Here is a 26,166-nt window from a genome sequence, read left to right on the forward strand (position 1 = left end):
ACCATGGCCCTGCAATCCCTCGATATCAAGCGGGTTTCCGCCACCACCACGCCGCCGCCCGGCGTGCGTGAGCCGGTGACCGGCACTGTCGCCAAGCTGATCGACGTCACCAAATGCATAGGCTGCAAAGCCTGCCAGACCGCATGTATGGAATGGAACGATCTGCGCGACGAGGTCGGCGTCAATGTCGGCGTGCTCGACAATCCACCCGACATGACGGAACACTCGTGGACCGTGATGCGCTTTTCAGAGTATGAAAATCCCGACGGCAACCTGGAGTGGCTGATCCGCAAGGATGGCTGCATGCACTGTGAAGATCCGGGCTGCCTCAAGGCTTGCCCATCGCCCGGCGCGATTGTCCAGTACAACAATGGCATCGTCGATTTTCATGAAGAAAACTGTATCGGCTGCGGCTACTGCGTGACCGGCTGTCCATTCGATGTGCCGCGCATCTCGAAGAAGGACAACAAAGCGTATAAATGCACGCTGTGCTCGGACCGGGTTGCGGTCGGCCAGGAGCCGGCCTGCGTCAAGACCTGTCCGACCGGCGCCATCGTCTTCGGCACCAAGGAAGACATGAAGGAGCACGCAGCAGAACGTATCGTCGACCTCAAGGAACGCGGCTTCGCGCAAGCTGGCTTGTATGATCCGCCCGGCGTGGGCGGCACCCATGTCATGTATGTGCTGCATCACGCGGACAAGCCATCGCTGTATCACGGCTTGCCGGACAATCCCCGCATCAGTCCGCTGGTCGGTCTATGGAAAGGCGCTGCCAAGCCGCTGGCGCTGGCGGGCATTGCCCTGACCGCATTGGCCGGCTTCTTCCACTACATCAAGGTCGGCCCGAACGAAGTCACGGATGAAGACAGGGCCGCGGAAGAGGAAGAATCCCGTGCCTCCGGACGCGCCTCGCCACAGGCACGCGAGAACAATGCCAGCGATCCCAACATCAACGCACAGGATCTGCCACCATGAACAAGCACGCGCAAGATGCAGGCAAAGACAATATCGTCCGCTACAACGCCGGTGAACGCATCAACCACTGGCTGGTCGCCATCACCTTCGTGGTGCTGGCGCTGTCGGGGCTGGCCTTGTTTCATCCCTCCATGTTCTGGCTCAGTTTCGTACTGGGCGGCGGCCCCTGGACCCGCATCCTGCATCCCTTCATCGGGCTGCTGATGTTTATTTGCTTTACCCTGCTGGCCTTACGTTTCTGGCATCACAACCTGATCGAGAAAAATGACATCGAGTGGCTGAAAAATGTCGGCGACGTCGTCAACAACCGCGAAGAAAACCTGCCGCCCGTGGGCCGCTATAACGGCGGCCAGAAAATGCTGTTCTGGGTAATGATCGCCTGCATGGCCGGCTTGCTGCTGTCGGGCATTGTCATCTGGCGCGCATGGTTTTCCTGGCTATTTCCTATCCTCGTCATCCGGCTTGCCGTGGTAGTCCATGCGCTGTGCGGCTTTGTCCTGATCGCCGGCATTGTGGTGCATATCTATGCCGCCATCTGGGTCAAGGGAACGGTCGGCGCCATGACCCGCGGCACGGTCAGCCGTGCGTGGGCGCGCAAGCATCATGCGGAGTGGTACAGAAAAACGACTGGGGAGTAAAATAAACTATGCGACTCTTGCAACATAATTAAGCTACATTGGTAATTTGTGTTTCAAAAGGTAATTCACGAATATGAACAGTGGCATGCTTTTTCGAAGCTGCCGGTTACTGCGAAAAAGGAACTACCTTGCAACGTATCCTTGAACCAGGCGAAATCGAAGCGCTGGATCACAATGCGATTCCACGCATCAGGCTGCCGCAACGCGCCAGCATTTTCAACGACCGCGCGCAGCGCCTGAAACAGCTGGCTGCCGGCAATCCGATCGGCGACTACCTGAATTTGATGGCCTCGCTGGCGCAAGCCCAGCAGCAGGCATTGAACGGATTGAGCAGCGCATCGGACCAACCTGCCCGCGACCAGGCCAGCAGCAACCTCGCCCAAGCCCATCTGATGCCGCTGATCCTGGCGACAGACCAGGTGCGCAGTCCGCATTGGCAGACAGTGCTGGAGCAACTGCTGGCGCAACTGGCAAAAGCCGACGGCCTGCCGCCAGCGCTGATGCAACTGCTGGAACGCATCCGGCAAACCAGCGCCAACCAGCGCGACAGTCAGGCCGAAGCCATCTTGCAGCGTCATCAAGAAATCGTCGATCCCGCCAGCGCGCCTTTCTATGCCGCAGCCTTGCAGGTGGTTTGCAGCGATCTGGTGACACGTTTCGACGTCCGCGACGTGCCTCTGCTCGATACGCCGGGCCTGTGTCCCTGCTGCGGCTCCATGCCGGTGGCCAGCGTGGTGCGGATGGATGGCCAGTCGCAGGGCCATCGTTACCTGCAATGCGGCATGTGCGCGGCCGAATGGCATATGGTGCGCATCAAGTGCGCGTATTGCGATTCCACCAAAGGAATCGCCTACCAATCCATAGAAGACGAGCAGCCAGCTGGCACGGCCGCCATCAAGGCCGAGACCTGCGATGAATGCCACAGCTGGCTGAAGATTTTTTACCAGGAAAAAGACCCTTACCTCGAACCGGTGGCGGACGACCTGGCAAGCCTGACGCTGGACCTGCTGATGGGAGAAACCGCCTATGCGCGACGCCAGGGCAATCCCTTGCTATGGCAATCGGCGGAGAACTGAATGCCAGGATCGAAGCCGCTGAACAGTCCGGCCCTGGCTTCCGCCAGCAATATCCCTTCGGTGGACCGGATTCTGAATCTGCCGCAGGTCAAACCCTTGCTGGCACAGTATGGCCGGACCCAGGTGACCGCCGCGTTGCGCAAGCATCTGGATGCGCTCAGAGTGAAGGCCCTGGCCGGCCAGCTGTCTGTTGGCGAGATCGAGGAGCTCCTGCTTTGCGCCACGCTGGAAAAGCAGCTGATTGACGCCGGCCGCTTGCATTTGCGCGCGCTGTTCAATCTCAGCGGCACCGTGCTACACACCAACCTGGGACGCGCGCTGCTGCCGGACGAAGCGGTGCAGGCAGTGGTCAGCGCCCTGACCGCGCCCGGCAATCTTGAATTCGACCTGGAAACCGGCGGCCGTGGCGACCGCGACAGCCTGGTGGAAGATGTCTTGCGCGAACTCACCGGCGCCGAAGCCGTTACCGTCGTCAATAACAACGCCGCCGCGGTATTCCTGATGCTCAATGCGCTGGCGCAACGGAAGGAAGTCATCGTCTCGCGCGGCGAACTGGTGGAAATCGGCGGTGCCTTCCGGGTGCCCGACATCATGCAGCGCGCCGGCGCAAAACTGGTGGAAGTCGGCAGCACCAACCGCACCCATCCTGCCGACTATGCCAATGCCATCAGCGCCCGCAGCGCCATGCTGATGAAAGTCCACTGCAGCAATTACGCCATCAGCGGCTTCACCAGCAGCGTCGACGTCGCCACGCTGGCAGAACTGGCGCGGCCGCATGGCATCGCCGTTACGGTCGATCTCGGCAGCGGCACGCTGCTGGATCTGACGCAGTGGGGCTTGCCGCAGGAAACCACGGTGCGCGAAACCATACGCCACGGCGCCGACCTGGTCACGTTCAGTGGCGACAAGCTGCTGGGCGGGCCGCAATGCGGCATCATCGTCGGCCGTGCCGACCTGATCGCCCGCATCAAGAAAAATCCGCTGAAACGCGCACTGCGGGTCGGCAAACTGACCTTGGCCGCGCTGGAACCGGTGCTGCGCCTGTACCTGGCGCCGGAATTCCTGGCCGAGCGGCTGACCACCCTGCGCCTGCTGACGCGCCCGCAAGCGCAGATAAAGGAGCAGGCAGAGCGCTTGCTGCCGGTCTTGCAAAGTGCCCTGGCAAACCGCTATACCGTGTCGTGTGAAGCAATGTCCAGCCAGATCGGCAGCGGCGCCTTGCCGGTCGACCAGCTACCGAGCTACGGCTTGGTGCTGCGTGCAGACAACGCCGGCGGCAAACGCCACGGCCGCGCGCTCGACAAGCTGGAGCAGGCGCTGCGACAACTGCCGCGGCCGGTGATCGGGCGCATCGCCAGCGATGCCCTGTGGCTGGATTGCCGCTGCCTGGAACCGCAAGATGAAGCGAGCTTCACCGCGCAACTGCAGGATTTCTCCCTATGATCGTCGGCACCGCTGGCCATATCGATCATGGCAAGACCACGCTGATCAAGGCGCTGACCGGGGTCAACACCGACCGCCTCAAGGAAGAACAGGAACGCGGCATTTCAATTGAGCTAGGCTATGCCTACACCGCGCTGCCGAACGGCGAGGTGCTGGGCTTCATCGACGTCCCCGGGCACGAACGCCTGGTGCACACCATGGTAGCAGGCGCCTCCGGCATCGATTTCGCCTTGCTGGTGATCGCCGCGGATGACGGCGTCATGCCGCAAACCCGCGAGCACCTGGAGATCCTGCAATGGCTGGGCGTTAAGGCTGGCGCCGTCGCCTTGACCAAGATCGACCGCGTCGATCCAGCCCGCGTCGTCGAAGTCACCACCGAGATTCAAGCTCTGCTGGCAGGCACCACCCTGGCCGACATTCCGATTTTTCCCGTGGCGGCAAATCTGCCGCAGGATAACGGAACTGCCGCCTTGCAGCAGCATCTGCATGGCGTCGCCCAGAGCATGCCGCCACGCCGCGCCGATGGACTGTTCCGGCTGGCGATAGACCGCGTCTTCACCCTGCCGGGGCACGGCACGGTGGTTACCGGCACCGTTTTTTCCGGCCAAGTCCACAGCGGTGATCGGCTGGCGCTGATGCCAGCCGGAGACACGGTGCGCGTACGCAGCCTGCACGTGCAAAACCGCCCCGCCGCCAGCGGCAACGCAGGCCAGCGCAGTGCGCTCAACCTGAGCGGCATCGACAAGGACGCCATCCAACGCGGCGACTGGCTGGCCGATGCCCGCGCATGCACGCCATCCACCCGGATTGACGTGGAACTACAGCTATCAGCCAGCGCCGGCCAGGCGCTGCGCAATCGCTCCCCTCTGCATGTACATCTCGGCACCCTGCATCAGCTTGCTCACCTCACGCTGCTGGAAGGGAACGCGCTGAGCGCCGGCGATCGCTGCCGAGTGCAGCTGCTGTTTGCGTCGCCAGTCTGCGCGACGCCGGGTGACCGCTTTATCGTCCGCAATGCACAAGCCAGCATGACCATCGGCGGCGGCCACGTACTCGACCCGGCCGCGCCCGCCAGAAAGCGGCGCGCACCGGAACGGCAGGCCTGGCTCGATGCGATCGAGCAGATGCTGAACGGCGACGGCTTCAGCGCCTTGCTGCAAGCAGCTTCGCCTGGCGGTTTGCGTTTATCGGCACTGATGCAGCTCACAGGCTTGCCGCCGGACGCATTGCCATTGCCGCCGGATGCACAGACCATCGTCACCGGCGCATCCGAGCAGGATAAATTTGTCATGCTGTCCGCTCAATGGCAGTCCTTGAAAACATGCGCAGTCAACGCAGTCACGGATTTTCATGTGCGTTTCCCCGATGAACAAGGTGTCGATAGCGGGCGACTGCGGCGCATGGCGCAGCCAACACTAGATAACGCGTTATGGCTGGCAGTCCTGACATCTCTCATCGAAGAAGGCACGCTACAGCGCAGCGGCGCATGGCTGCACCTACCGCAGCATGCGATAGCATTGTCAGAAAGCGAGCAGCTCTTGGCGCAGCAATTGCTACCCGAACTGGCGGCAGCGGGCTTCGATCCACCTTGGGTGCGCGACTTAGCGCGGACCCATGCGCTGCCAGAGGAACAGGTACGCCAGCTGTTGCGAAAATTGCTGCGGCAAGGGTTGGTTTATCAGGTTGAGCGGGATCTGTTTTATCACCATCTGCGCATGCGCGAGCTGGCTACGCTGATGAGCACTCTGATAGCGCAGCGGGAAAAGGAAACCGGCCCGATGGCCGCTGCCGGCGTGAATGCAGCAAGCTGGCGCGACGCCACTAGTCTCGGGCGCAAGCGCGCGATTCAGATCCTGGAATTTTTTGATCGTATAGGTTATACCCGACGCTTGCGTGATGCGCATGTGTTGCGCGGCGGCGGCCTGGACTGGTTCTGATAGCGTAGAAATTGTGAATCAGGATAAGATAGCGCAGCAAGGAAGGCATACGTATCCGGTGATGCGGCCGGGCTTCAAACCCGGTGGGGGGTGCCAGTCACTCCCGGGTAGGTTCGACTCCTGCTGCCTTCCGCCACTCGGCTCATGCCGCCAGCGTGTCGATTGCCTGTGCAACCTGCTCCACCGTCGGCGGCATGCCGATTTCCCCGAGGTTGATGATCTGCGGCGACCAGTTGCCTTCGGTTTTCCAGCGCGGCGAATCACAGTACAGTTCGATGGTCGGGCGGTTGAAGGCGGCCGCGATATGCGTCAAGCCGGTGTCAACACCGATCACCAAAGCGGCCCGCTGCGCCAGCAACACGGCTTCCATCAAGGGCAACTTAGGCAACACGCGCGCATTACTCATTTGGCTGGCCAATTGCTCGGCATTGCTTTTCTCCGCTGCGCTGCCCCAGGGCAGCAGCACTGGCAGGCCCCGCCCCGCAAGCTGGGCCGCAATCCGCACCCAATTGGCATCGGACCATTGCTTAGCGGCGCGCGCCGTGCTGTGAAAGAAGACGGCATACGGCGTGGCCGGCAACCATGCAGGCAGGGCCGCAGGCTCCGGGGCCACGGGATGCATATTGAAATCAGCCGCGGTGTCTACGCTATAACCAAGCGCCTGCGCCGCGACTTCACGGGCCCGCAATACTGCGTGCGTGTGCAAACCCACTTTGATACTCTTGGTATGGAATATGCGCGACAGCGGCTCGTAGCCGGAACCCTCGGTTGCGTTCGCCAGGCCAATGCGCTGGCCATTGGGTGCCAGGCGCACCATGCGCATGACGACGCTGGTCTTTAGCAAGCCCTGCGTATCGAACACCACATCGTAGGCGTCCTGTTTCAGCTGCTTCCTGAAATTCGCAATTTCCGCTCGTGTCGCCGCAGTCAACAGGCTCTTGCGCCAACGCCGCAGTGCAATCGGGATAATGCGGCGCACGTCGGGATTCATGCGCACCAGGCCAGTGTAGCCTTCTTCCACGACCCAGTCGATATTCGCATCGGGATAATGGCGCCGGATATCCGACACCATTGGCATGTTATGCATCACATCTCCAAGCGAGGAGACGCGGACGATCAGAATGTTCAAGCGGTAGCCACTTCGTCAGGTCGATTAGAAAGGCAGCGCTGCATCCGGCTTCGCAGTCAGGATCACACGCTTGAACTCGGATTGAATCCGTGCCAGCGCCTGTTCCGATTCTGCCTCAAAGCGCATCACGACAACCGGAGTGGTATTCGAGGAACGGGCCAGGCCAAAACCATCGGCATATTCAACCCGCAGGCCGTCGATCTTGATGATCTCTTCCGATCCGGGGAAACTCGCCTCGCTCTGCATTTTTTCGATCAGCGAGAAATTCTCGCCTTCTGCCAGTTTCAATTGCAGCTCCGGCGTGCTGGACGATTGCGGCAAGGCGTTCAGCACTGCGGACGGGTTGCTTTCACGACTCAGCAATTCCAGCAGGCGTACGCCAGCGTATAAGCCATCGTCAAAGCCGTACCAACGGTCCTTGAAGAAAACATGGCCGCTCATTTCGCCACCCAACGGCGCACCGGTTTCACGCATCTTGGCTTTGACCAGGGAATGACCTGTTTTCCACATCAACGGCTTGCCGCCATGCTCGCTAATCCAGGGCGCCAGATGACGGGTACATTTAACGTCATACAGAATCTCGCGGCCGGGATGACGCGTCAGCACATCAGCAGCAAACAGCATCAGCTGGCGGTCCGGATAAATGATCTGGCCATCCTTGGTGACGACGCCGAGACGGTCGCCATCGCCATCGAACGCCAGGCCGATCTCGGCGTCGGAGTTATGCAGGGCGCGGATCACATCCTGCAGGTTTTCCGGATGGGCCGGATCGGGGTGGTGATTGGGGAAAGTACCGTCCACTTCGCAGAACAGTTCCTCCACCTCGCAGCCGAGCGCGCGATACAGCTCGCCTGCAAACGCACCGGCGACACCGTTACCGCAATCAACCACGATCTTCATCGGACGCGCCAGTTTGGTGTCGCTGACGATGCGCTGCAGGTAGGCTTCCTTGATGTCGTGCTGGCGATAGCTGCCGGTCGGCGCCGCTACAGTTTCCTTGACAGCGCCATTTGCGATAGCCTGATACAGCTGCTGGATGGTGTCGCCGTATATCGCCTCGCCAGCGAGCACCATTTTGAAGCCATTGTAATCGGGAGGGTTGTGGCTGCCGGTGACCATGATTCCAGACTGCGCGCCAAGTACGTGAGTGGCGAAATAAACCATAGGTGTTACCACGACACCCAGATCCACCACATCCACCCCCGCATCCTGTAAGCCAGTTGCCAGGGCGGCGGCAAGCTCCGGCCCGGACAAACGGCCGTCGCGGCCGATAATCGCCACTTGCTCACCTTTGGCACGGACCGCGGCGCCAAATGCCTGGCCGATCTGTCGTGCAATGCCGGCGTCCAGCGTGCTGCCGACGATGCCGCGAATGTCGTAAGCTTTGAATATTGATTTGGAGAGTTGGAGCATAAGTCTATATGATAAGCATGTAGCGTTTGGCGGCAAAAAACAGCGGCGAATACATTGTTCGCGTGCCACTTGCGGCATGGATATGGCGTTTTGCGAGCCGAAAGATACGCACCTGGTTCCAGTCACGTATCTTCGACTCAAGTAGCGCTCATCAGAACGGCGCTATTTCGCGGGAAATAAAAACAACAGCAATTGTTATACGCGGATGGCATCCAAAGACTGGCCGGAAGCAACCCAATCCTGAACCCACTTAGGTTGTCGCCCACGGCCTGTCCATTGCAGTAAAGCATCCGAAGGATGGCGATAACGGACGGCTACTTTTGCCTTGGGCGCAGCGCTCTTGCTACGCGACTGAGCGCCCAGCAAATCCTGCAATGAAATGCCCGCACTTTGCGCAATCGCTAGGATCTGCTCGCGTGCCTTGGTCAGTTCCAGATGTTCGCGATCTTTCAAAGCCTGCTTGACCTGCTCCTGCAATGTACGCAACTCAGCTACTGTTAATCCAGATAAATCCATGGTACCCCCGATAGGTGAAATTCAATCAAATTATTGCTACGTCAATTAATGCAGCGTCGTATCGTTTGTCTCTGATAAACGACGTTTGGCGCGCCATATGAAATCTTCAATTCCGCACTGCGGCGAGTACTCGGCGACAGTACGCAGTAGCAATTCACGCACCTCTTCATAGGCAAACCTGGAGCAGGCATCTTCCAATTTACTCAACAAATCTTCCAATATCGCCCACGATATCTCTACTTCTTGCGCGCGCATGATCAATGGATGCTCAGTGCCTTCAACATTTTCGCCAATCAACAACTCTTCGTATAATTTTTCGCCTGGACGCAAACCTACATGGTTAATTTCTATCGTACCGTCTGGCGTCAAATCCGTTAGAACTTCCAATCCGCTTAGATGCACCATCCGAGTCGCCAGATCGATGATCTTGACCGGTTCGCCCATGTCCAGGACAAAAACATCTCCCCCCTGCCCCATTGCCCCAGCCTGCAACACCAGCTGCGCAGCCTCGGGAATTGTCATGAAATAACGGGTGATTTCGGGATGCGTCAATGTGATCGGCCCACCTGCCATGATCTGTTTACGGAACAACGGCACTACTGAGCCTGATGAACCTAGTACATTGCCAAACCGTACCATGCAGAATCTGGTTTTCGATGCGCTCTTGGCTTGTACGCGAGAAAACGCCTGTAATATCAATTCAGCAAATCGTTTGGTAGAGCCCATCACATTGGTTGGACGAACTGCCTTGTCTGTCGAAATCAATACGAATGATTTGACCCCGGAAGCCATCGCAGCTTTGGCCACACTCAGGGTACCAAACACATTATTCCGAATACCCTCGATGGGATTATGCTCTACCAATGGCACGTGTTTATAGGCCGCAGCGTGATAAACGGTTTCTACGGAAAACGTACGCATGATGCGTGCACACTTCTCGGTCTCCAATACAGAGCCTAAAAAGGGCAGCAATTCAACGTTGAGACCTAGGCTGCGCTGCAACTCGCTCAGTTCTTGTTCAATCGCATACAGACCAAATTCTGACATTTCCAGCAAAATAAGCCGGGATGGGCGTTGACGAATGATCTGTCGACAAAGCTCGGAGCCAATGGAGCCGCCAGCCCCCGTTACCATAACAGATTGACTCACAATACACGCGGAAATTAAATCGGGGTTAGGCTCGACCTGATCTCGTCCCAACAAATCTTCGATCTCCACCTCGCGGATATCCTGCACCCTCAATTCCCCATTAATCAAGCTTTTGATCGGGGGGGTTACTTTAATTTTTACCTTGAGCGGTTCAAGCTTATCAAGAATATATTTTTGTTCTAATTTACTTAGCGACGGCATTGCAAGCAACACCTCTTTAAGGCTGTACTGCGAAATCAATTTGGGTAATTCATCGGCCGCAAAAACCTTAATTCCCGCAATGGTCGCCCTCTGCAATTCCTTCTTGTCATCAACAAATACAACTGGCAGGTATTCGTTTCCAGCTCGAAGAGCACTCGCCAATTGCGTACCCGCTTGGCCGGCCCCATATATGCCAACGCGTACAGCACCGGTGACGCTACTCACGCGCAATAAAAAACTTCGTGCAAGGAAACGGCTAGCGGCCACATACAAGATTGCACTCACCCAATAAATACCGAATACGGCGCGAGAATAGCCATTGGTTTGAGTGAATGTTCCGAGAGCGCCTAGTGCGATCACAGAAAGTGTCACACCTAGCACCACAATATACACAATCTTATGATCAATGAATCGAATAACAGCGCGATATAATCCCAACCTGATAAAAATTGGTATAGAAATCAGGGGAGCGGCAATCATTAATAATGCATATTGATGCAATAGAAATCCGCCAAGACCATCGTGGCGCAGCCAAACAGCCAGGCAAAATGTTAATGGCAAAAATACCAAATCTAATAAGCCTGCAATTATCTGCTTGTGGAGTCGCGACAATTGGAGAAATGAGATCATAGGAAAATTATTTTCAAAGTAAAAGCCAAAAAAATTGATTTATTGTTATTTAACATAATTCAATGCGTTATTCCATCTCTTCGCACGACTTTCAGAAAAGTTAGAAAAACTATCTTTATATCTAGTGAAATAGATTTATTTTTTAAATACTCTGCATCCAATTTGACTTTTTCGACAATAGGTAATTCGTCACGACCATTAATTTGTGCCCAGCCTGTCAATCCCGGAACAAGCTGGTCGACCCCATAGCTCTTTCTCAAAATTATTAAATCATCCTGATTAAATAACGCAGGACGAGGCCCAACGAAACTCATATCTCCCTTGATAATACTTAATAATTGAGGCAGTTCATCAAGGCTTGATTTCCGTAGAAAAGAACCAATCGGCGTCAAAAATCTCTCTGGGTTGGTTAACAAATGAGTTGCCACAGCCGGAGTGTCAATTCGCATCGTGCGAAATTTAGGCATATTAAATACTTTATTATTGCGACCGACACGGTCAGACCAATAAATTACCGGACCGGGAGAGGTTAATTTAACCAACAATGCAACAAAAATTGCTGGCAAAGACAAAATCAGCGATGCGAATATTGCCAACGTCAAATCAAATATTCTTTTCATTCAGTAATCAATCAATGTTGTCTTTGAAAATGTGCAACCGTCTTAGCAATTGCCTGTTGCAAACTCTCCACGGGCTGCCAGTTTAATGTCAATTTAGTGTGCTCAATATCGACCTGCAATGATCCTAAAAGTCTGTTGGCAATAGCAGTTTTACCAGAAATTCCGGCACACACCTCAATTAATTTAGATGGAATTGGCGGTAGAAATATTTTTTTCCCCATGGCAGATGCGATTAAACGCAGTAGCTGCGAGATGCTTACGTCGTTGTCATCCGAGACCATGAAAATCTCTCCAGCAGCATTCGGATGCTGACCACAAATAACCAAAAAATCCACCAAATTATCTAGCGAGACCATACTTCTCGCATTGTGGATGGCGCCTAATGGCAATGGAACATTCCATTGAACAAGTTGCATTAATCTCAGAAAATTTGCTCTTACCCCAGGACCGTAAACCAACGGAGGACGAATAATAACAACCTCCATACCACTACTTAAGGATAGTTCCTTCAGCGCAATTTCCGCTTCAAGCTTTGATTGCCCATAAGGATCTACGGGATGTGGGTCGTCGCTGGCAAGAAATGGTTTGTTGAATGTTTCCTCACCATTTACCTTGACGCTGCTCGCAAATACAAATCGCTTTATGTTTGCTTCGGCAGCTTGCTGAGCCAAATTCAAAGTCGCATCAACATTGGTGGCGCGAAACGAGGCAAGAGGATCATTAGACGTGTCGTTCATCAAGTGGACCCGGGCCGCCAAATGAAAAACTGTATCACATCCCTCAAGAGCCGATTTCCAATTGGTGTTGGCTGTGATGTCCCCAATTTCATATTGAGCATCAAATTCCTTCCTCCGAACCGAAGCGACGACAGGTGTCCCCCGATGCCTCAACTCCGCACAAAGAGCGCTACCAACGAACCCATTTGCACCAGTGATCAATTTTTTTAATGTATTCACATACCACCCACACTTAATCCGTCAATCCAATAATTTCTCATAAAATATTCTCATTTCCTGCCTAATTACATCCGTCGTAAAATTCTTCTTCACACGATATTCCGCATTGCTCCCCATTCTTGCTCGCAGATTGTCATCGCAGGATAGTAAAAGCATCGCCTGGGTTATTTCCTCTATGTTTCCGACTTCATGCAGAATGCCAGTTTCCCCATTAACCACGGCATCAACCAAACCATAAATATTTGATGCAATTGCAGGCAAGCCCACAGCCGCAGCCTCAACTACTACGGACCCGAATCCCTCTCTATAACTCTGTAGGCAAAATATATCTGCACTTGCCATATAATCCTCCGGTTTAGCAGAAAATCCGACCAGATGAAATTTTTGACGACAGTTTTTTAAAATTTCATATAGATTCTCCGCGATACCTTCTTCATCGGGACCGACCATCATAAGGTGTGCATTAGGCAACTCGTCTATCAGACGGTTAAAGGAAGCTGCCAAATCGAGTACTCCTTTATCTCTATTCAATCTGCCTAAATAAAGAAAAACCATTGCATCTATCGGAATGCCGAGTGAGGCACGTATTTTATTACGTACGATTAAATTCTGTTTAAATCGCCCCGTATCTACACCGCATACAGATCCATAACCGAGAACGCGAATTTTTTTATTATCAGAAATATTTTGATTTATCAAAAAATCACGTTGAGAAAAACTATCAGTTAATAAGTTAGTGGAAAAAAGTGCTATGATTTTATCAAACAATTTTAATATTAAGCGCACCAATCCAGTCTTATTGGCCCACACTTGCCCCGTAAATGTATGTATTCGAGTCGGTACACGAGAAAAATATGCAGCCAGCATGGCTAACAAGCCGGCTTTAGGCATTATCGAATGTACAGCATCAAATTGATTTTTACGGAATATTAAAAAAAGTTGGATTAATACATAAAAATCATTCCAAATTGATATTTTTCTCTCTATATCAATTGGAATAAATTTTACGCCATTCCTCAAAAGCAACTCCAATTCTGAAGATTTTCCCTTCGCAATCAAAGTCAAATCATATTTTTCAGACAACATGAAAATGTGAGGTTTCATGAACATCATTAAAGCAAATGGAACGGTTGCAACAATACATACTCGCTTACGTTTCATTTTTTCCGATTTTCCTTAAACATTTCAACTATCGCTGACGGAATTTCGATCCGCGGAACGAATCCCAGCATGTTTTCTATTTTTTTCGCTGGATAATTTGTCCGCTTCACTAGCGCATCAATCCTTTCTGATGTCAATGGACCACGTACCAAAAATGAAAAAAGTTTAATTATAAATCTCAATGATTTTTCTGGAACACATAAAGTCGGCGGCTTTATTTTAGTATCATCAGCCACATTTTTCACTATGTCTGATAATTTGCAGTCGTTTGATAAATTAAATATCTCCCCTCGTGCGCGAACATCGCTAGCACAAAGCATCAAAGCGGAAACAACATCATCCACATGAATATATGTTGATATAGCTGATCGATTTCCGATATAGAAAAAATATCCTTTTTTGATCATTGTAATCAATCGGCTCAATGATTGATTTGTCATCGTTGGTCCAATGACATTTGACGGACGCAAAATCGTGTAAGAAAACAGTGGCTCTTGCTCCGCGAATTTCATCACCAATTCGTCAGAAAGGGTTTTGGTAATTTCATATTGGCCACGCGGCGCATGTGATGTCGTCTCCGTTACTATACGAATATCATGCGCATCGCCTGTGGGAGGTCCATAAGCTCCAACACTACTCAATTGAACCCAGTGCATTGTTTTTTTTGTTATCTTTAATTTCTGACGTATTGCCTCCAATAATCTTTCCGTACCATTTACATGTACTCGATACATTAGTGCGGTGTCTGAAATTTCCCCCGCACAATGATAAATGACCTCAACGTCGTCAAGAAAATCATCAAAATTATTTTTCTCATGAGATAGATCCGCGATGAAAAAACGGCACAGCGGCTTATCCACTCCGCTTTTCCGGGAAAGAACATGCGTAATTACGCCATTCTTTTGCAGGCTTGCAATCAATATTTTGCCAATAAAACCTGCACCACCGGTCACACATACTTTAGAATTTGTATTCATTTGAATAAATAGTAATAAAACATGCATGCGCTAGAAATTATCACTGCAATTTTAAAAAAAATAAGTAATTTTACTTTCTTAAGCAAAGCAAAATCAATTAATAGCGGCATTAAAAGCCAAGATGCAATAGCAAATCGATCATTAAATGGAAAGCCAGTGAAACACCAGTAAATTATATTCATCGACAAATATAATTTAAATATTAAATATATATCTTCACTACCGCCGTTAAATTTTTTAATTGCATGATAATAAAAAACGGGGATTGCGCTAAATACAAGAAAATCAAATCTAAAACCCGTTATATAATTATCATCGATGCTGGAATTAAGGTAAGTTGAAAAATAAGGATCAAGTCCGACTAAATTTTTCAGGACCAATAAAATAAATTTATCCATTAATCCAAGAAAAGATATTAATATCGTTACAAGCCAAATAAAAAAAATCTGACGAGTTTTAATATTTATATCTACAACAATAAATCCTATAACATATAATAATGTTGCGTAATGGAATAAGGCACCGGCTAACAGTAAAATATAAGGAAAAATTCTCTTATTCTGCAATCTTGCATCAATCGCATAAATCACAAATACAAATGCCAGTCCCTGCCGTAAAACATTCAGTGTTATCGAATAAAAAAATGGATATGAAAACCAAATTAATGCCAAAAACAAATATGGCTTAAAAATATTACTTTTCTTTTTCAATAAAGAGGTAATTCCAATAAATTGAATTAAAAAAATAATTGAAAGATATAACTCTTTCGAATCCGTAAAATACGAAATTAATTTTGTTAGCCAGTAAAAGCCAATTTCGATTCTTGAAAAATTTGCATCCAAATCTGTATCAAATTTCACGTAATCAAAAAATTGATTATAAGTCGCCGTATCAGAGCCTATCGATTCCGCCCTTGTGCCGATAAAATACGTCGTAAATATTCCCAAAAGAATATACGAAAGAAACTCAAATTTTATTTTTAATCTATTGGCAGTCATTTATTTAGCGATTTTTTTTGAAAGGACCAACCATTTTTCTGACTCGAATCGTCTCAATTATTTTTCTCAGATTAAAATTAAATATATTTTTAACTAAGAAAACTAACATAAACCATTTTATTTTCTTAACATTTTTGATATACATTGCGATATTTATCATTTGATGTGCATACAAATCGCTTCTTAAAAATCGCTCTTTTTCAAAATAATAAATCACATGTCGAATTATGATTAAGTATGCTTTCTCTCGCCCGGCAGAGCTTGCGAGATATGCGTTTCCCAAAGGATTACATCTATACTCGACAAGAATTTTATTAATATACGCAGCCGTACCACCGTTTTGTATCGACTCAAAGGCAAAAAACCACTCCATGAAATCCTGAGTATATTTTCTGGTTTTTCTAGTTGCTCTCCGATACGCATATGAGCTGTGAACTGCAATTGTTCCCCATCTAGCCAACTCTGCCTTTGAGATTACAATTGTCCCATCTTCTTTGAACAAGCTTCCCGTATCGGCTATGTAACTTCGATCGTCACTAAAATAGCGGGCACGATGAAACACGACATTGCATTGCGGATCCGCATCCAAGACGTTAACCTGTTCCTGGAGTTTTCCCGGTAACATAATGTCATCGCCATCGAAATGCACTACATACTCACCGACAGCCTGATTGTGGAGATCGATATAATTTCTCGCAGCACCTACATTTTTTTCCTGAAATAACAGCTTTATTTTCTTAGGCTGCCTTTTATAAAATTGGAGAATGACTTCCCTAGTATTATCAGGGGAGCAGTCATCTGCAATAATTATTTCGTATTCAAAATCGACTTTTTGCCCTAATACACTTTCCAGGCATTCCGCAATATAATCTTGTTGCTTATAACAAGATATAACGACAGATAATTTTATTGGTGATTCCAAAATTTTATACTTCCATTTCCAGAATTAATAAAATATTTTTTAGTTTTAAGGACGCAAAAATTTATCAAGCCATCTATTCCAGGTTTTCCCATAAATTAAAAAACCTGAGAAACAAATCAAAAAATATAAGAAATTTGATAATGCGTAAGCCGGGAAAACTTGATAGACATTACCGAATTTCATTAATAACGTTGCCACACCCAAGTAAAAAAAAGTCTGTATAAACTCACTTAAAATATACAATTTTGTCTTGGCCTTTGCCACAATTAGGAATCCAATCACATATGATAGAATTTTAAAAAAATCCCCTATCAATTGAAACTTCACATAATTGGATGGAATAACAAAATCTTTTGAAAACACAATTGAAAACACAAGACTTCTGCAGATATAAACTGAAGATGCTATAACAAAAAATGCACATCCAATAATTGTGAGATACTTAGAAACATATCTAATTACTTCATCTTTATCAATTATTCCAGATAAAGTTGGCATATAGTATGCGGAAAGAAAAGTAGTGAAGAAGCCTATATAAACCGAAGACAAGCGCATGAGACTTTGCCATAAGCCGGCTTGTTCCCAGCCGGCATCATGAATGATTAAACTCCGAATATATATTTCAGCCAGCGGTAGTGTTGCCAATGAAATAATTTGCATCAAACTGAATTTGGAAATACTTCTAAAATCTCCAAAATTAAATGCGAATTTGATTTTTTTTAGAAAACCAAGTCTGTAAAATCCAAATAGTCCCGGAAATAACAAACAGGCATTCATTAATGAAAGCCCTATCACCGCTCCCGCGAATCCGAATCGATATACCGCGTAACAAGACACGGGAAGCCCAATCAATGTTCCAACAACTATTATTTTGGCAAATTTTCCTGTTTCCCTTAAGCCATTTATAGTGCCATTACAGAATGTCACCAAGGCATATGAAAATTGAATAAAACCTAAGAATACAAATAACCAAGCGTCATTGTCGTTATCAAATAAAAATAATGATATTTTTTTGGCTAAAAGTAAGAACACAAAAAATATCAATGATGAAAATACTAATGAATATGCCAATGCATTCGATAAAAATGGGAATAGTTTTTCCGGATTGTCTTTATATTCTGCCACATATTTAACAATCCCATTTAAAACACCTCCTCCCGCCAGTACAGTCAAAATGGTAATCATGCTCATAAAATGCCCGAGCCGACCAAAGCCTTCAGGTCCAAGAACAACGGCAATGATTTTAATGATTATCAACCCACTTAACATTCGCACTGCCTGAGCAATTGCGCTAGCGGTGGATGCCTTCCACCAATTCAATTCGTACTCCTGCTCATTATCGTAATACTGACAACGTAATACGTGTAATAACATCTATCTGATCGTCAGTTAGCTCAACAAACATCGGTAATCTTACAAGACAATCTGTATAACGATCACTATTTGGTAATTCACTACCATCATGTTTATCAATAAAGAAAGGACTTTTATGTAACGACAAATAATGAAACACTGCAGAAATCTTATTTGCTTTTAATTCATCGATTAATGTAGTTCTTTGCTCTAAACTAGAACAAACCAAATAAAACATATGTGCATTATTAGTAGCATATTCAGGGATTTGAGGAAGCAAAATATCAGCTTTTAAATTAGCTTTACTAAAAATATCCCAATAACGCTGCCATATATGCTTGCGTTTATTTTGGATAGATTCAAGAGCTTGAATCTGAGCAAATAAAAATGCTGCCAATATATCTGATGGTAGAAACGATGAGCCAACATCAACCCAGCCGTATTTATCGACCTCTCCACGGAAAAAAGAGGATCGGTTGGTTCCCTTTTCCCGAATGATTTCTGCTCGCTTGATATATTTTGAATCATTGATCGCTAACAATCCTCCTTCTCCACAAATAATATTCTTTGTTTCATGAAAGGAAAATGCCGACATTACTCCCAAAGAGCCCAATGGCCGCCCATTATGATAAGAGTCAATCGCTTGAGCAGCATCCTCAATAACGGCGACATTGTGTTTCTCCGCAATGGCCAAAATTCTATCCATGTCGCAGGATATTCCAGCATAATGAACTACTACAATAGCTTTAGTTCGAGAATTAATTAAGCGCTCAACTTCAGAGGCCGCAATGTTCGGATTGTCCTTCTGACTATCCGCAAATCTTATTGTTGCGCCACGCAATGCAAATGCATTAGCGGTAGAAACAAAAGTGTAAGACGGTACAATTACCTCGTCTCCAACTTTAATATCCAGCAATAGCGCACACATCTCCAGAGCATCCGTACAAGACGTAGTCAATAATGCTTTCTTGAAACCATATATTCGCTCAAACCATTCGTGGCATTGCTTTGTAAAAATTCCATCTCCAGCCAATTTTCGACCAGCCATTACCTCTGCAATATTAATTTGTTCATTACCAGTTAAATACGGGCGATTAAAAGGGATCATTTTAAAACCATTTATGAAAAGTATAAAAACTATTTGACGGTTCAAAGCCATGTCGACACCATACTTTTTGAGGTGCGATATTGGTTATCTGAGTGGAAACGAGCAAATACTCGTGTTTATTTTCCCAAGACCAATTCTTTGCCGTCGAAATCAATGCTGAGTATAAACCGAAGTTCTGAAAAAGCGGATCAACACCGTTTAGAACAATTTCGCACCCATTTGAATCAATTTTTTTCATGGCCAAAAATGCCACTATTTGTTCTTTTTGGCAAATAAGAAAAACAGGATCTGAAAAAAAGTTTCCTCTACATGAATTAGCAGCCCAAGACGAATAAACTTGATCTGCATCTGATTTATTGAGTTTGGGATCGGCATGATAATGGCCAAAATAATTGCTAAATGACCTTCCAGCTAATCGTCCGACCGTGTCAGCATCTTCGATTGTTGCAAGCCGCCAATCATATCCAGGTGGAATTACATTATGGGTATTTACAATTTCCTTATTTTTGTAATACACCAATGTATCAGTAAGATAAAATCCTAGGCTTTCCATTTTCTGAACAGAATTAATATAATCGGTTGGGCAACGCGCGATAAGCATTTCGACTTTTTTTTCTTCGCACCAACAAATAATTTCTTCAATATCATCCTGAGCATCAATTGATATTTTTGCGGTAGTTACGCCGAAGCGATTTTTATCCAATTCAGATAATGCAATTTTCATATAAACTCTTAACAATCAAGTCGATTTATAAAGTAAATCGCTAAAAATACATTAATATAGGTATTAAAATTTATAATTTCCGATGTCATTTCAAATTATTCTATTTAATTTTTTCAAAAGCTTGAGATGAAATATCATTTCGGCAAATCACAATTGACTCTCATTTTTTAAAAATACACAGTGTTAACAATAAGGACAAGTTCCATAGTATGGATACCCTCGGCTCGGCCAAGGCCGTTTAAATTGATTTACGTAAAAATAATGGCGGTGATTTCGCCAAGCCCTTGAAAGGCAGGCTCTAGTTCATAACAAATCAGGTTATTTTCCAATAAGAAAAATTTTCATATAAAAACCTCGGCATCTTTCAACAATTTGGCAGCGCTATCCTTTTCCGATAACAAGGGAGCATCTACGTTAGGCCACGCAATTCCAATGGTAGGGTCATTCCAATAAATTGCCTGTTCGCAGTACGGAGCATAATAATCGGTTACTTTATAAAGAAACTCGGCAGATTCACTCAGTACAAAAAAACCGTGCGCAAAGCCCTCAGGAATCCACATCTGCAATTTGTTTTCTGCAGACAAAATTGCACCAGTCCATTTCCCGAAATTAGGAGAATGTTTTCGTATATCGACTGCCACATCAAATACCTTCCCAGCGACTACACGTACTAACTTGCCTTGAGGCTGACACAACTGATAATGCAAACCACGAAGAACGCCTTTAATAGATATCGTGTGATTATCTTGAACAAACCGGGGTTGCAGCCCTGTTATTTCAGAAAACTGGCGCTCGTTAAAACTCTCCCAAAGTGTACCCCGTAAGTCACTGAGTACTTTTGGTTGGATGATCAGTACATCTGGAAGAGATGTTGGAACAATTTTCATGGTCTAAAAACTTGCTCAGCCAACAATCGTAATAAGTACTGTCCATATTCATTTTTTATTAGCGGCTGCGCAAGCTTTTCTACTTGAGCATCGTCAATATAGGCTTTACGATAGGCAATCTCCTCGGGGCAAGCAATTTTCAATCCTTGCCGTTTTTCGATCGTGGCAATGAATTGAGCAGCGTCCAGTAACGATTCGTGCGTTCCAGTATCCAGCCATGCCATCCCGCGTCCCATCAGCTCTACTCTAAGGCTTCCGCGCGCAAGGTATTCTCGATTGACATCCGTTATTTCTAGTTCTCCGCGTTCGGAAGGGCGGACTTGAGCGGCGATATCAATAACGTCGGCGTCGTAAAAATATAGCCCAGTCACTGCATAATTAGATTTAGGTTTGCTCGGCTTTTCTTCAAGCGACAAAACTTGCCTCTGTGCGTTAAACTCAACTACGCCATAGCGCTCGGGGTCTGTTACGTGATAGGCAAATACAGTTGCGCCAGTCGTACCGGCTGATGCCTTCATCAAGTTCTGTTCAAAATTACTACCATAAAAAATATTATCACCCAAAATCAACGCGGAAGGCCCGCCATTGATAAAATCGCGCCCGATAATAAAAGCTTGGGCCAAGCCGTCCGGCGTCGGCTGAACGGCATAGCTTAAATTGATTCCCCACTGACTGCCGTCACCCAGCAATTCCGCGAAACGCGGGGTATCCTGTGGCGTCGAGATGATTAATATGTCCCGAATGCCCGCAAGCATCAGTGTACTCAGCGGGTAATAAATCATCGGTTTATCATATACGGGCAGTAATTGCTTGGAGACCGCCATGGTCACAGGATATAGACGTGTACCTGAACCGCCTGCGAGAATAATCCCTCTGCGATTTTGAAATGTCGATAATGTCATTACAGATTCTCCTGCAGACTTTGACGCTGATTATAATTTTTTTCGACCCATTTCCGATAATCGCCGGACAGGACATTTTTTACCCAGTCCTGGTTCGCCAAATACCACTGCACTGTCTTGCGGATGCCCGAATCAAAAGTTTCCACTGGCTTCCAACTCAGTTCACGCGCAATCTTGGCAGCGTCAATGGCGTAGCGGCGGTCGTGACCAGGACGATCGGTGACGAAGGTAATCTGGTCGCGATAGCTGCCCGTTTCCTTCGGATCAAGCTCATCCAGAATGTCACATAGTGTATGGACTACATCCAAATTAGCTTTCTCATTCCAGCCGCCAACGTTGTAAACCTCCCCGGGCTTGCCCGCTTCTAGCACACGACGAATGGCGGCGCAGTGGTCGTTAACATAAAGCCAGTCTCGCACTTGCTGCCCGTCGCCGTATATTGGCAACGGCTTGCCGGCGCGGGCGTTGGTAATGATCAAAGGGATCAATTTTTCGGGGAAATGGTAAGAGCCGTAATTATTGGAACAGTTGGTCGTCAGCGTCGGCAAGCCGTAAGTATGATGATAGGAGCGAACCAAATGATCTGATGCAGCCTTCGATGCCGAATAAGGACTGTTAGGTGCGTACTGAGTCGCTTCTGTAAACGGCGCATCGTTCGGCCCTAGAGTGCCGTATACTTCATCAGTCGATACGTGAAGAAAACGGAATGCCGCTTTTTCGGCATCCGGTAGAACACTCCAGTAGGCGCGTGTTGCCTCGAGCAAGCCGAAAGTCCCGTTGACGTTGGTTTCCACAAAAACGGCTGGCCCGTGGATTGAGCGGTCAACATGACTTTCCGCTGCAAAATGCACAATTGCGCGTGGTTTGTGCTTAGCCAGCAAATCGGCTACCTGAGCAGTGTCGCCAATATCCCCTTGTACAAAAATATGACGCGGATCCAGCCGCAAGCTCGCCAGATTATTCATATTTCCAGCATAAGTCAGCTTATCGAAATTAATCACCGGCTCGTCATTCTGCGCCAGCCAGTCTAGTACGAAATTGGAACCGATAAAGCCGGCGCCGCCAGTGACAAAGATCATGAGGTTATCCTAAATACAATGCAAAAAAATCAAAAGCCACATTCTATATTAATTGCATTTTTGCAATATAAAAATTTTCGGCCAAGCTGGGATTATCTCTCATTATTTAACGAAATCTGGCCTTTACACCACATTTCGGATTAATCCGAGCTGAAAATTGGTGAAATAGATGTACATTCCTACAATGTATTTCCAATGTGGAAATTTGGTGAATAATGAAAAACGCGCATATAAGACCTCCGTTGCAATAAAAAGTGCCTGCGGTCAGATCACAGCAATTCCCGATTCGATATGCGGTTGAAGGAAGATCTTCAATATCAACGCTGAAACCTGGAGCCCAATTACAATAACAATCACTGCTCCTACCACCGTATATTTTCTCTCATGACAACCCTCAATCCTCTGACCTATGCCATCGGCGACCTGCAAGGCTGTTACCAGAGCCTTCGAACCCTGATAGACAAGATCGAAGCTGCCACACCCGGCGCCACATTCATATTTGTTGGCGACCTGGTGAACCGCGGCCCGCAATCGCTACAGACATTGCGCCTGATACGCTCCCTTGGCGAACGCGCTCAATCTGTACTTGGCAACCACGATCTGCATCTGCTAGCCGCCGCCCACGGCATCCGCAAACTGCACCGCAGCGATACCTTGGATGAAATCCTGAACGCGCCGGATCGGGATGAACTGCTGGACTGGCTCAGGCATCGGCCCTTGGCGCTGTGCCAGCAAGACCATTTGTTTGTGCATGCCGGCGTGTTGCCGCAATGGTCTGCAACAAAAACACTGTCATTGGCACAAGAAGTAGCCGATGTGCTGCAAGGAGCGGACTGGGTAGACTTCTTACGCGAGATGTACGGCAACCAGCCTTTGCACTGGAACGATGACCTTCAAGGCAACGACCGCCTGCGCTGCATAGTCAACGCCCTGACGCGCCTGCGCTTTTGCGACAAGGACGGAACGATGGAACTGGCAGCGAAGGAAAGCACGGGAATTTCCCTGCCCGGCTACCTGCCGTGGTTCGATGCACCGCAGCGGCAAACGGCGGACGTTACCGTGGTGTTCGGACACTGGTCGACACTGGGATTGATACAGAGACCCAATCTGATCGGGCTGGATACCGGCTGCGTCTGGGGCGGCAAACTGACTGCGGTACGACTGGCTGACCGGGCTTTGCTGCAAGTCAGTTGCCCGCAGGCGCAACGCCCCGGCTAGCTCCGCAGCCGGCCGCGGATGCCATTACGGTCAAGCCGCGGCGCTGGCCTGCTCTGCTTGAGACTGGCCCAGCGCTTCGGCAATCGAGGCTTGTGCAGCCGCAGCCAGCTGCCGCCGGTGCAGGCCGGCGGTCTCGATGGGCGCCAGCTGGATCAGCTCGGCTTTCATCGGTTCTCCCTGTAGGATCGCGATCATGCTTTGCGCAAAACTCATGTCGCCGATGAAATCGGCTGCCGGATGCAGTGCACCTTGCCCATCCAGGTAGCGCAGGGCATATGGCTGTACCGGCACCTTGGCGTCGAGCGCGGCTTCAAACAGGTTGGCGTGGAACGGCAGCAGCGCGCCTTGCGCCGCGGTGGTTCCTTCCGGGAAGAAGGCAACCCGCTCGCCGGCTTCAATGCTGGTGACCAGCCCCTGGAAGATGCGTCGCACGTCTCGCTGCTTGCCGCGCGCGATGAAGATGGTGCCGCCCTTTTCACACAGCCAGCCGAGCAGCGGCCAGTCGCGGATGTCCGACTTGCCGACGAAACTGCAGGTCTGGATCGAGTTGATGGCGAAGATGTCAAGCCACGATATGTGATTGGCGACGATCAGCGCCCGCACCGCTGCGACACTGTTGGCGGGATTATGCAAGCTGACTTGCACCCGGCAGATCGCCAGCAGTTCAACCGACCATTGGCGGATGCGCCAGCGGCGGCCGGTGTCATCGGCGAAGGGAAACACCACTGCGCAAGTCCACAGGCCGACCACCAGGTGCAGCAGCACGCGCGTCAGGCGCCAGGTAAACTGCAGCCGCTTTTGCAAGCTCCTCATGCGCGTTCAAAAGTAATATGCCCGGCCACGATCGTGGTCTTGACGCGCCCACTGAGTTCATACCCGAGGAAAGGCGTATGCTTGCCCTGGCTGGCCAGTTCTTTGGCGGCGACGGTCCAGCGCACCGCCGGATCGAACAGGCAGATGTCGGCGATGCTGCCGACCGCCAGCTGGCCGGCCGGCAAGCCAGCCACGCGCGCTGCATCTGTCGTGATTTTTGCCAGCGCGCGGCTCAGGCGCTGCGGTGCGACTTCGACGCATTCCTCGGCCCACTTCAAGACCAGCGACAACAGCAGTTCCAGGCCGGTGGCGCCGGGTGTGGCTTCGCCAAACGGCAGCAGTTTTTCGTCGTCGTCGACCGGTGTGTGGTCGGAGCAAATGGCGTCGATGGTGCCATCCAGCAGCGCCTGACGAATCGCGTCGCGGTCGCGCTGCGAGCGGAACGGCGGCGTCATGCGGGCATTGGAATCGAAGAAACCGATGTCGACGTCGGTCATGTGGATGTGGTGGGCGCCGACGTCGCAGCTGATCGGCAGGCCTTCCTTCTTGGCATTGCGTATCAGTTCCAGGCCTTCGGCCGAGGAAATCCGGCACAGATGCACGCGCGCACCGGTGGCGCGCACCAGCTCGAAAATGGTCAGCAGCCGTATCGTCTCGGCCATGGTCGGCACGCCGGACAGGCCAAGCCGCGAAGCGATCGGGCCGCTATGAGCGATGCCGCCGTTGCCCAGATAAGGATCTTGCGGGCGCAGCCAGACAGTGTAGGAGAAGGTGCGCGCATACTGCAGCGCGCGCAGCAGCACCGTGGTGTCCAGGATCGGCTCCTCGGCCTGGGCGAAGCCGATGCAGCCGGCGTCGGTCAGCTCGGCCATCTCTGTCAGTTCCTGCCCCTTCAGTCCTACCGTCAGCGCGCCAAGCGGATAGACGTGCGCCTGGTTCAGGCTCTTGGCGCGATGCTTCAGCATCTCCACCAGGCCCGGTTCGTCCAGCACCGGATCGGTGTCGGGCGGACAGACCAGGCTGGTCACGCCACCCTGCATCGCCGCCTGCATTTCCGATTCCAGCGTCGCCTTGTATTCGTAGCCCGGCTCGCGCAGACGCGCGCTCAGGTCCACCAGGCCCGGAGCCACCACCAGGCCGCTGGCGTCGATGGTTTTGTTGGCGGTGAAATCGGCGGGAGCGCTGCCGACGCCGACGATCTTGCCGGCGGCGATAAACAGATCTTGCTGAGCATCGATATGATTTGCGGGGTCAATCAGACGGCCGTTTTTGATGTGAAGTTTCATCTGTAGATGTTATGGCGATTCTATAATTATTTATCTGGATTCAGGCTGGTGGCGC

Annotated in this window: 24 protein-coding genes and 1 tRNA gene; 7 read left to right on the plus strand and 18 right to left on the minus strand. The window is 49.7% G+C overall.

The window, feature by feature from the left end:
* Nucleotides 1–3: 3 nt before the first annotated feature.
* The 6 genes from fdxH to VNZ65_RS04805 all read left to right on the plus strand — a co-directional run bounded on the left by fdxH (nt 4) and on the right by VNZ65_RS04805 (nt 6,205).
* On the plus strand, nt 4–975 hold the full coding sequence (gene fdxH, locus VNZ65_RS04780) for a formate dehydrogenase subunit beta (protein ID WP_325666605.1): 972 nt from the start codon (nt 4–6) through the stop codon (nt 973–975).
* Nucleotides 972–1,613 carry a formate dehydrogenase subunit gamma gene (locus tag VNZ65_RS04785; protein WP_325666607.1) on the plus strand — a complete coding sequence of 214 codons (642 nt, stop codon included), beginning with the start codon at nt 972–974 and terminating at the stop codon, nt 1,611–1,613. Before fdxH ends, VNZ65_RS04785 begins: the two co-directional genes overlap by 4 nt.
* Before the next feature lie 128 nt (nt 1,614–1,741).
* Entirely contained in the window at nt 1,742–2,689 is a 948-nt protein-coding gene (gene fdhE / locus VNZ65_RS04790; protein ID WP_325666609.1) for a formate dehydrogenase accessory protein FdhE, read from the plus strand.
* Nucleotides 2,690–4,132, plus strand: coding sequence for an L-seryl-tRNA(Sec) selenium transferase (gene selA, locus VNZ65_RS04795; RefSeq protein WP_325666611.1), 1,443 nt, complete (start codon nt 2,690–2,692; stop codon nt 4,130–4,132).
* Entirely contained in the window at nt 4,129–6,069 is a 1,941-nt protein-coding gene (gene selB, locus VNZ65_RS04800) for a selenocysteine-specific translation elongation factor (protein WP_325666613.1), read from the plus strand. Before selA ends, selB begins: the two co-directional genes overlap by 4 nt.
* 40 nt (nt 6,070–6,109) lie before the next feature.
* Nucleotides 6,110–6,205: transfer RNA gene (locus VNZ65_RS04805), tRNA-Sec, on the plus strand.
* Between the two features lie 6 nt (nt 6,206–6,211).
* On the opposite strand, the gene waaC is transcribed toward VNZ65_RS04805, so the two are convergent.
* The 16 genes from waaC to rfbB all read right to left on the minus strand — a co-directional run bounded on the left by waaC (nt 6,212) and on the right by rfbB (nt 22,794).
* Nucleotides 6,212–7,198, minus strand: a complete 987-nt coding sequence (gene waaC / locus VNZ65_RS04810) for a lipopolysaccharide heptosyltransferase I (protein ID WP_325666615.1) — start codon at nt 7,196–7,198, stop codon at nt 6,212–6,214.
* 24 nt (nt 7,199–7,222) lie between these two features.
* A complete protein-coding gene (locus tag VNZ65_RS04815) occupies nt 7,223–8,611 on the minus strand; it encodes a phosphomannomutase/phosphoglucomutase (protein ID WP_325666616.1) in 1,389 nt (462 codons plus the stop codon).
* A gap of 195 nt (nt 8,612–8,806) precedes the next feature.
* Nucleotides 8,807–9,127, minus strand: a complete 321-nt coding sequence (locus VNZ65_RS04820) for an H-NS histone family protein (RefSeq protein ID WP_325666618.1) — start codon at nt 9,125–9,127, stop codon at nt 8,807–8,809.
* Between the two features lie 45 nt (nt 9,128–9,172).
* Complete coding sequence (locus tag VNZ65_RS04825; RefSeq protein WP_325666620.1) at nt 9,173–11,107, minus strand: nucleoside-diphosphate sugar epimerase/dehydratase; 1,935 nt, start codon at nt 11,105–11,107, stop codon at nt 9,173–9,175.
* Between the two features lie 59 nt (nt 11,108–11,166).
* On the minus strand, nt 11,167–11,727 hold the full coding sequence (locus VNZ65_RS04830; RefSeq protein ID WP_325666622.1) for a sugar transferase: 561 nt from the start codon (nt 11,725–11,727) through the stop codon (nt 11,167–11,169).
* A gap of 11 nt (nt 11,728–11,738) precedes the next feature.
* Nucleotides 11,739–12,683: an SDR family oxidoreductase gene (locus VNZ65_RS04835; protein ID WP_325666624.1), complete on the minus strand. Its 945-nt coding sequence runs from the start codon at nt 12,681–12,683 to the stop codon at nt 11,739–11,741.
* A 21-nt stretch (nt 12,684–12,704) separates the two neighbouring features.
* Nucleotides 12,705–13,844: a glycosyltransferase family 4 protein gene (locus VNZ65_RS04840; protein WP_325666626.1), complete on the minus strand. Its 1,140-nt coding sequence runs from the start codon at nt 13,842–13,844 to the stop codon at nt 12,705–12,707.
* Nucleotides 13,841–14,821 carry an NAD-dependent epimerase/dehydratase family protein gene (locus VNZ65_RS04845; RefSeq protein ID WP_325666628.1) on the minus strand — a complete coding sequence of 327 codons (981 nt, stop codon included), beginning with the start codon at nt 14,819–14,821 and terminating at the stop codon, nt 13,841–13,843. The genes VNZ65_RS04840 and VNZ65_RS04845 overlap by 4 nt, the downstream gene beginning before the upstream one ends.
* Entirely contained in the window at nt 14,818–15,819 is a 1,002-nt protein-coding gene (locus VNZ65_RS04850) for an EpsG family protein (RefSeq protein ID WP_325666630.1), read from the minus strand. The genes VNZ65_RS04845 and VNZ65_RS04850 overlap by 4 nt, the downstream gene beginning before the upstream one ends.
* Nucleotides 15,820–15,823: 4 nt before the next feature.
* Nucleotides 15,824–16,741: a glycosyltransferase family 2 protein gene (locus VNZ65_RS04855; RefSeq protein WP_325666632.1), complete on the minus strand. Its 918-nt coding sequence runs from the start codon at nt 16,739–16,741 to the stop codon at nt 15,824–15,826.
* A gap of 45 nt (nt 16,742–16,786) precedes the next feature.
* A complete protein-coding gene (locus VNZ65_RS04860; protein WP_325666634.1) occupies nt 16,787–18,061 on the minus strand; it encodes an O-antigen translocase in 1,275 nt (424 codons plus the stop codon).
* A 16-nt stretch (nt 18,062–18,077) separates the two neighbouring features.
* Entirely contained in the window at nt 18,078–19,253 is a 1,176-nt protein-coding gene (gene rffA / locus VNZ65_RS04865) for a dTDP-4-amino-4,6-dideoxygalactose transaminase (RefSeq protein WP_325666635.1), read from the minus strand.
* Nucleotides 19,204–19,926, minus strand: coding sequence for a GNAT family N-acetyltransferase (locus VNZ65_RS04870; RefSeq protein WP_325666637.1), 723 nt, complete (start codon nt 19,924–19,926; stop codon nt 19,204–19,206). Before VNZ65_RS04870 ends, rffA begins: the two co-directional genes overlap by 50 nt.
* A 341-nt stretch (nt 19,927–20,267) precedes the next feature.
* Nucleotides 20,268–20,813: a dTDP-4-dehydrorhamnose 3,5-epimerase gene (gene rfbC, locus VNZ65_RS04875; RefSeq protein ID WP_325666638.1), complete on the minus strand. Its 546-nt coding sequence runs from the start codon at nt 20,811–20,813 to the stop codon at nt 20,268–20,270.
* Nucleotides 20,810–21,715 (minus strand): glucose-1-phosphate thymidylyltransferase RfbA, encoded by a 906-nt coding sequence (gene rfbA / locus VNZ65_RS04880; protein WP_325666639.1) that lies wholly within the window; start codon nt 21,713–21,715, stop codon nt 20,810–20,812. The genes rfbC and rfbA overlap by 4 nt, the downstream gene beginning before the upstream one ends.
* On the minus strand, nt 21,715–22,794 hold the full coding sequence (rfbB, locus tag VNZ65_RS04885) for a dTDP-glucose 4,6-dehydratase (protein ID WP_325666641.1): 1,080 nt from the start codon (nt 22,792–22,794) through the stop codon (nt 21,715–21,717). The genes rfbA and rfbB overlap by 1 nt, the downstream gene beginning before the upstream one ends.
* Before the next feature lie 384 nt (nt 22,795–23,178).
* On the opposite strand from rfbB, the gene VNZ65_RS04890 reads away from it, so the two are divergent.
* Nucleotides 23,179–24,012 (plus strand): symmetrical bis(5'-nucleosyl)-tetraphosphatase, encoded by an 834-nt coding sequence (locus tag VNZ65_RS04890; RefSeq protein WP_325666643.1) that lies wholly within the window; start codon nt 23,179–23,181, stop codon nt 24,010–24,012.
* Nucleotides 24,013–24,042: 30 nt separating this feature from the next.
* Here VNZ65_RS04890 and VNZ65_RS04895 read toward each other — a convergent pair whose 3' ends face one another.
* On the minus strand, nt 24,043–24,825 hold the full coding sequence (locus VNZ65_RS04895; protein ID WP_325666645.1) for a lysophospholipid acyltransferase family protein: 783 nt from the start codon (nt 24,823–24,825) through the stop codon (nt 24,043–24,045).
* Nucleotides 24,822–26,111, minus strand: coding sequence for a dihydroorotase (locus VNZ65_RS04900; protein ID WP_325666647.1), 1,290 nt, complete (start codon nt 26,109–26,111; stop codon nt 24,822–24,824). The genes VNZ65_RS04895 and VNZ65_RS04900 overlap by 4 nt, the downstream gene beginning before the upstream one ends.
* Nucleotides 26,112–26,166 lie beyond the last annotated feature (55 nt).

It is taken from the genome of Collimonas sp. (genome assembly GCF_035566555.1).
In the GTDB taxonomy this organism is placed as follows: Bacteria; Pseudomonadota; Gammaproteobacteria; order Burkholderiales; family Burkholderiaceae_D; genus Collimonas.

Excerpts from the sequence above, each read along its gene's own strand:
- fdxH (WP_325666605.1), top strand. The coding sequence starts at position 4 with ATGGCCCTGCAATCCCTCGATATCAAGCGGGTTTCCGCCACCACCACG.
- VNZ65_RS04785 (WP_325666607.1), top strand. The coding sequence starts at position 972 with ATGAACAAGCACGCGCAAGATGCAGGCAAAGACAATATCGTCCGCTAC.
- selA (WP_325666611.1), top strand. The coding sequence starts at position 2,690 with ATGCCAGGATCGAAGCCGCTGAACAGTCCGGCCCTGGCTTCCGCCAGC.
- selB (WP_325666613.1), top strand. The coding sequence starts at position 4,129 with ATGATCGTCGGCACCGCTGGCCATATCGATCATGGCAAGACCACGCTG.
- VNZ65_RS04815 (WP_325666616.1), bottom strand. The coding sequence starts at position 8,611 with ATGCTCCAACTCTCCAAATCAATATTCAAAGCTTACGACATTCGCGGC.
- VNZ65_RS04820 (WP_325666618.1), bottom strand. The coding sequence starts at position 9,127 with ATGGATTTATCTGGATTAACAGTAGCTGAGTTGCGTACATTGCAGGAG.
- VNZ65_RS04825 (WP_325666620.1), bottom strand. The coding sequence starts at position 11,107 with ATGATCTCATTTCTCCAATTGTCGCGACTCCACAAGCAGATAATTGCA.
- VNZ65_RS04830 (WP_325666622.1), bottom strand. The coding sequence starts at position 11,727 with ATGAAAAGAATATTTGATTTGACGTTGGCAATATTCGCATCGCTGATT.
- VNZ65_RS04840 (WP_325666626.1), bottom strand. The coding sequence starts at position 13,844 with ATGAAACGTAAGCGAGTATGTATTGTTGCAACCGTTCCATTTGCTTTA.
- VNZ65_RS04845 (WP_325666628.1), bottom strand. The coding sequence starts at position 14,821 with ATGAATACAAATTCTAAAGTATGTGTGACCGGTGGTGCAGGTTTTATT.
- VNZ65_RS04850 (WP_325666630.1), bottom strand. The coding sequence starts at position 15,819 with ATGACTGCCAATAGATTAAAAATAAAATTTGAGTTTCTTTCGTATATT.
- rffA (WP_325666635.1), bottom strand. The coding sequence starts at position 19,253 with ATGGCTTTGAACCGTCAAATAGTTTTTATACTTTTCATAAATGGTTTT.
- VNZ65_RS04870 (WP_325666637.1), bottom strand. The coding sequence starts at position 19,926 with ATGAAAATTGCATTATCTGAATTGGATAAAAATCGCTTCGGCGTAACT.
- rfbC (WP_325666638.1), bottom strand. The coding sequence starts at position 20,813 with ATGAAAATTGTTCCAACATCTCTTCCAGATGTACTGATCATCCAACCA.
- rfbA (WP_325666639.1), bottom strand. The coding sequence starts at position 21,715 with ATGACATTATCGACATTTCAAAATCGCAGAGGGATTATTCTCGCAGGC.
- rfbB (WP_325666641.1), bottom strand. The coding sequence starts at position 22,794 with ATGATCTTTGTCACTGGCGGCGCCGGCTTTATCGGTTCCAATTTCGTA.
- VNZ65_RS04890 (WP_325666643.1), top strand. The coding sequence starts at position 23,179 with ATGACAACCCTCAATCCTCTGACCTATGCCATCGGCGACCTGCAAGGC.
- VNZ65_RS04895 (WP_325666645.1), bottom strand. The coding sequence starts at position 24,825 with ATGAGGAGCTTGCAAAAGCGGCTGCAGTTTACCTGGCGCCTGACGCGC.
- VNZ65_RS04900 (WP_325666647.1), bottom strand. The coding sequence starts at position 26,111 with ATGAAACTTCACATCAAAAACGGCCGTCTGATTGACCCCGCAAATCAT.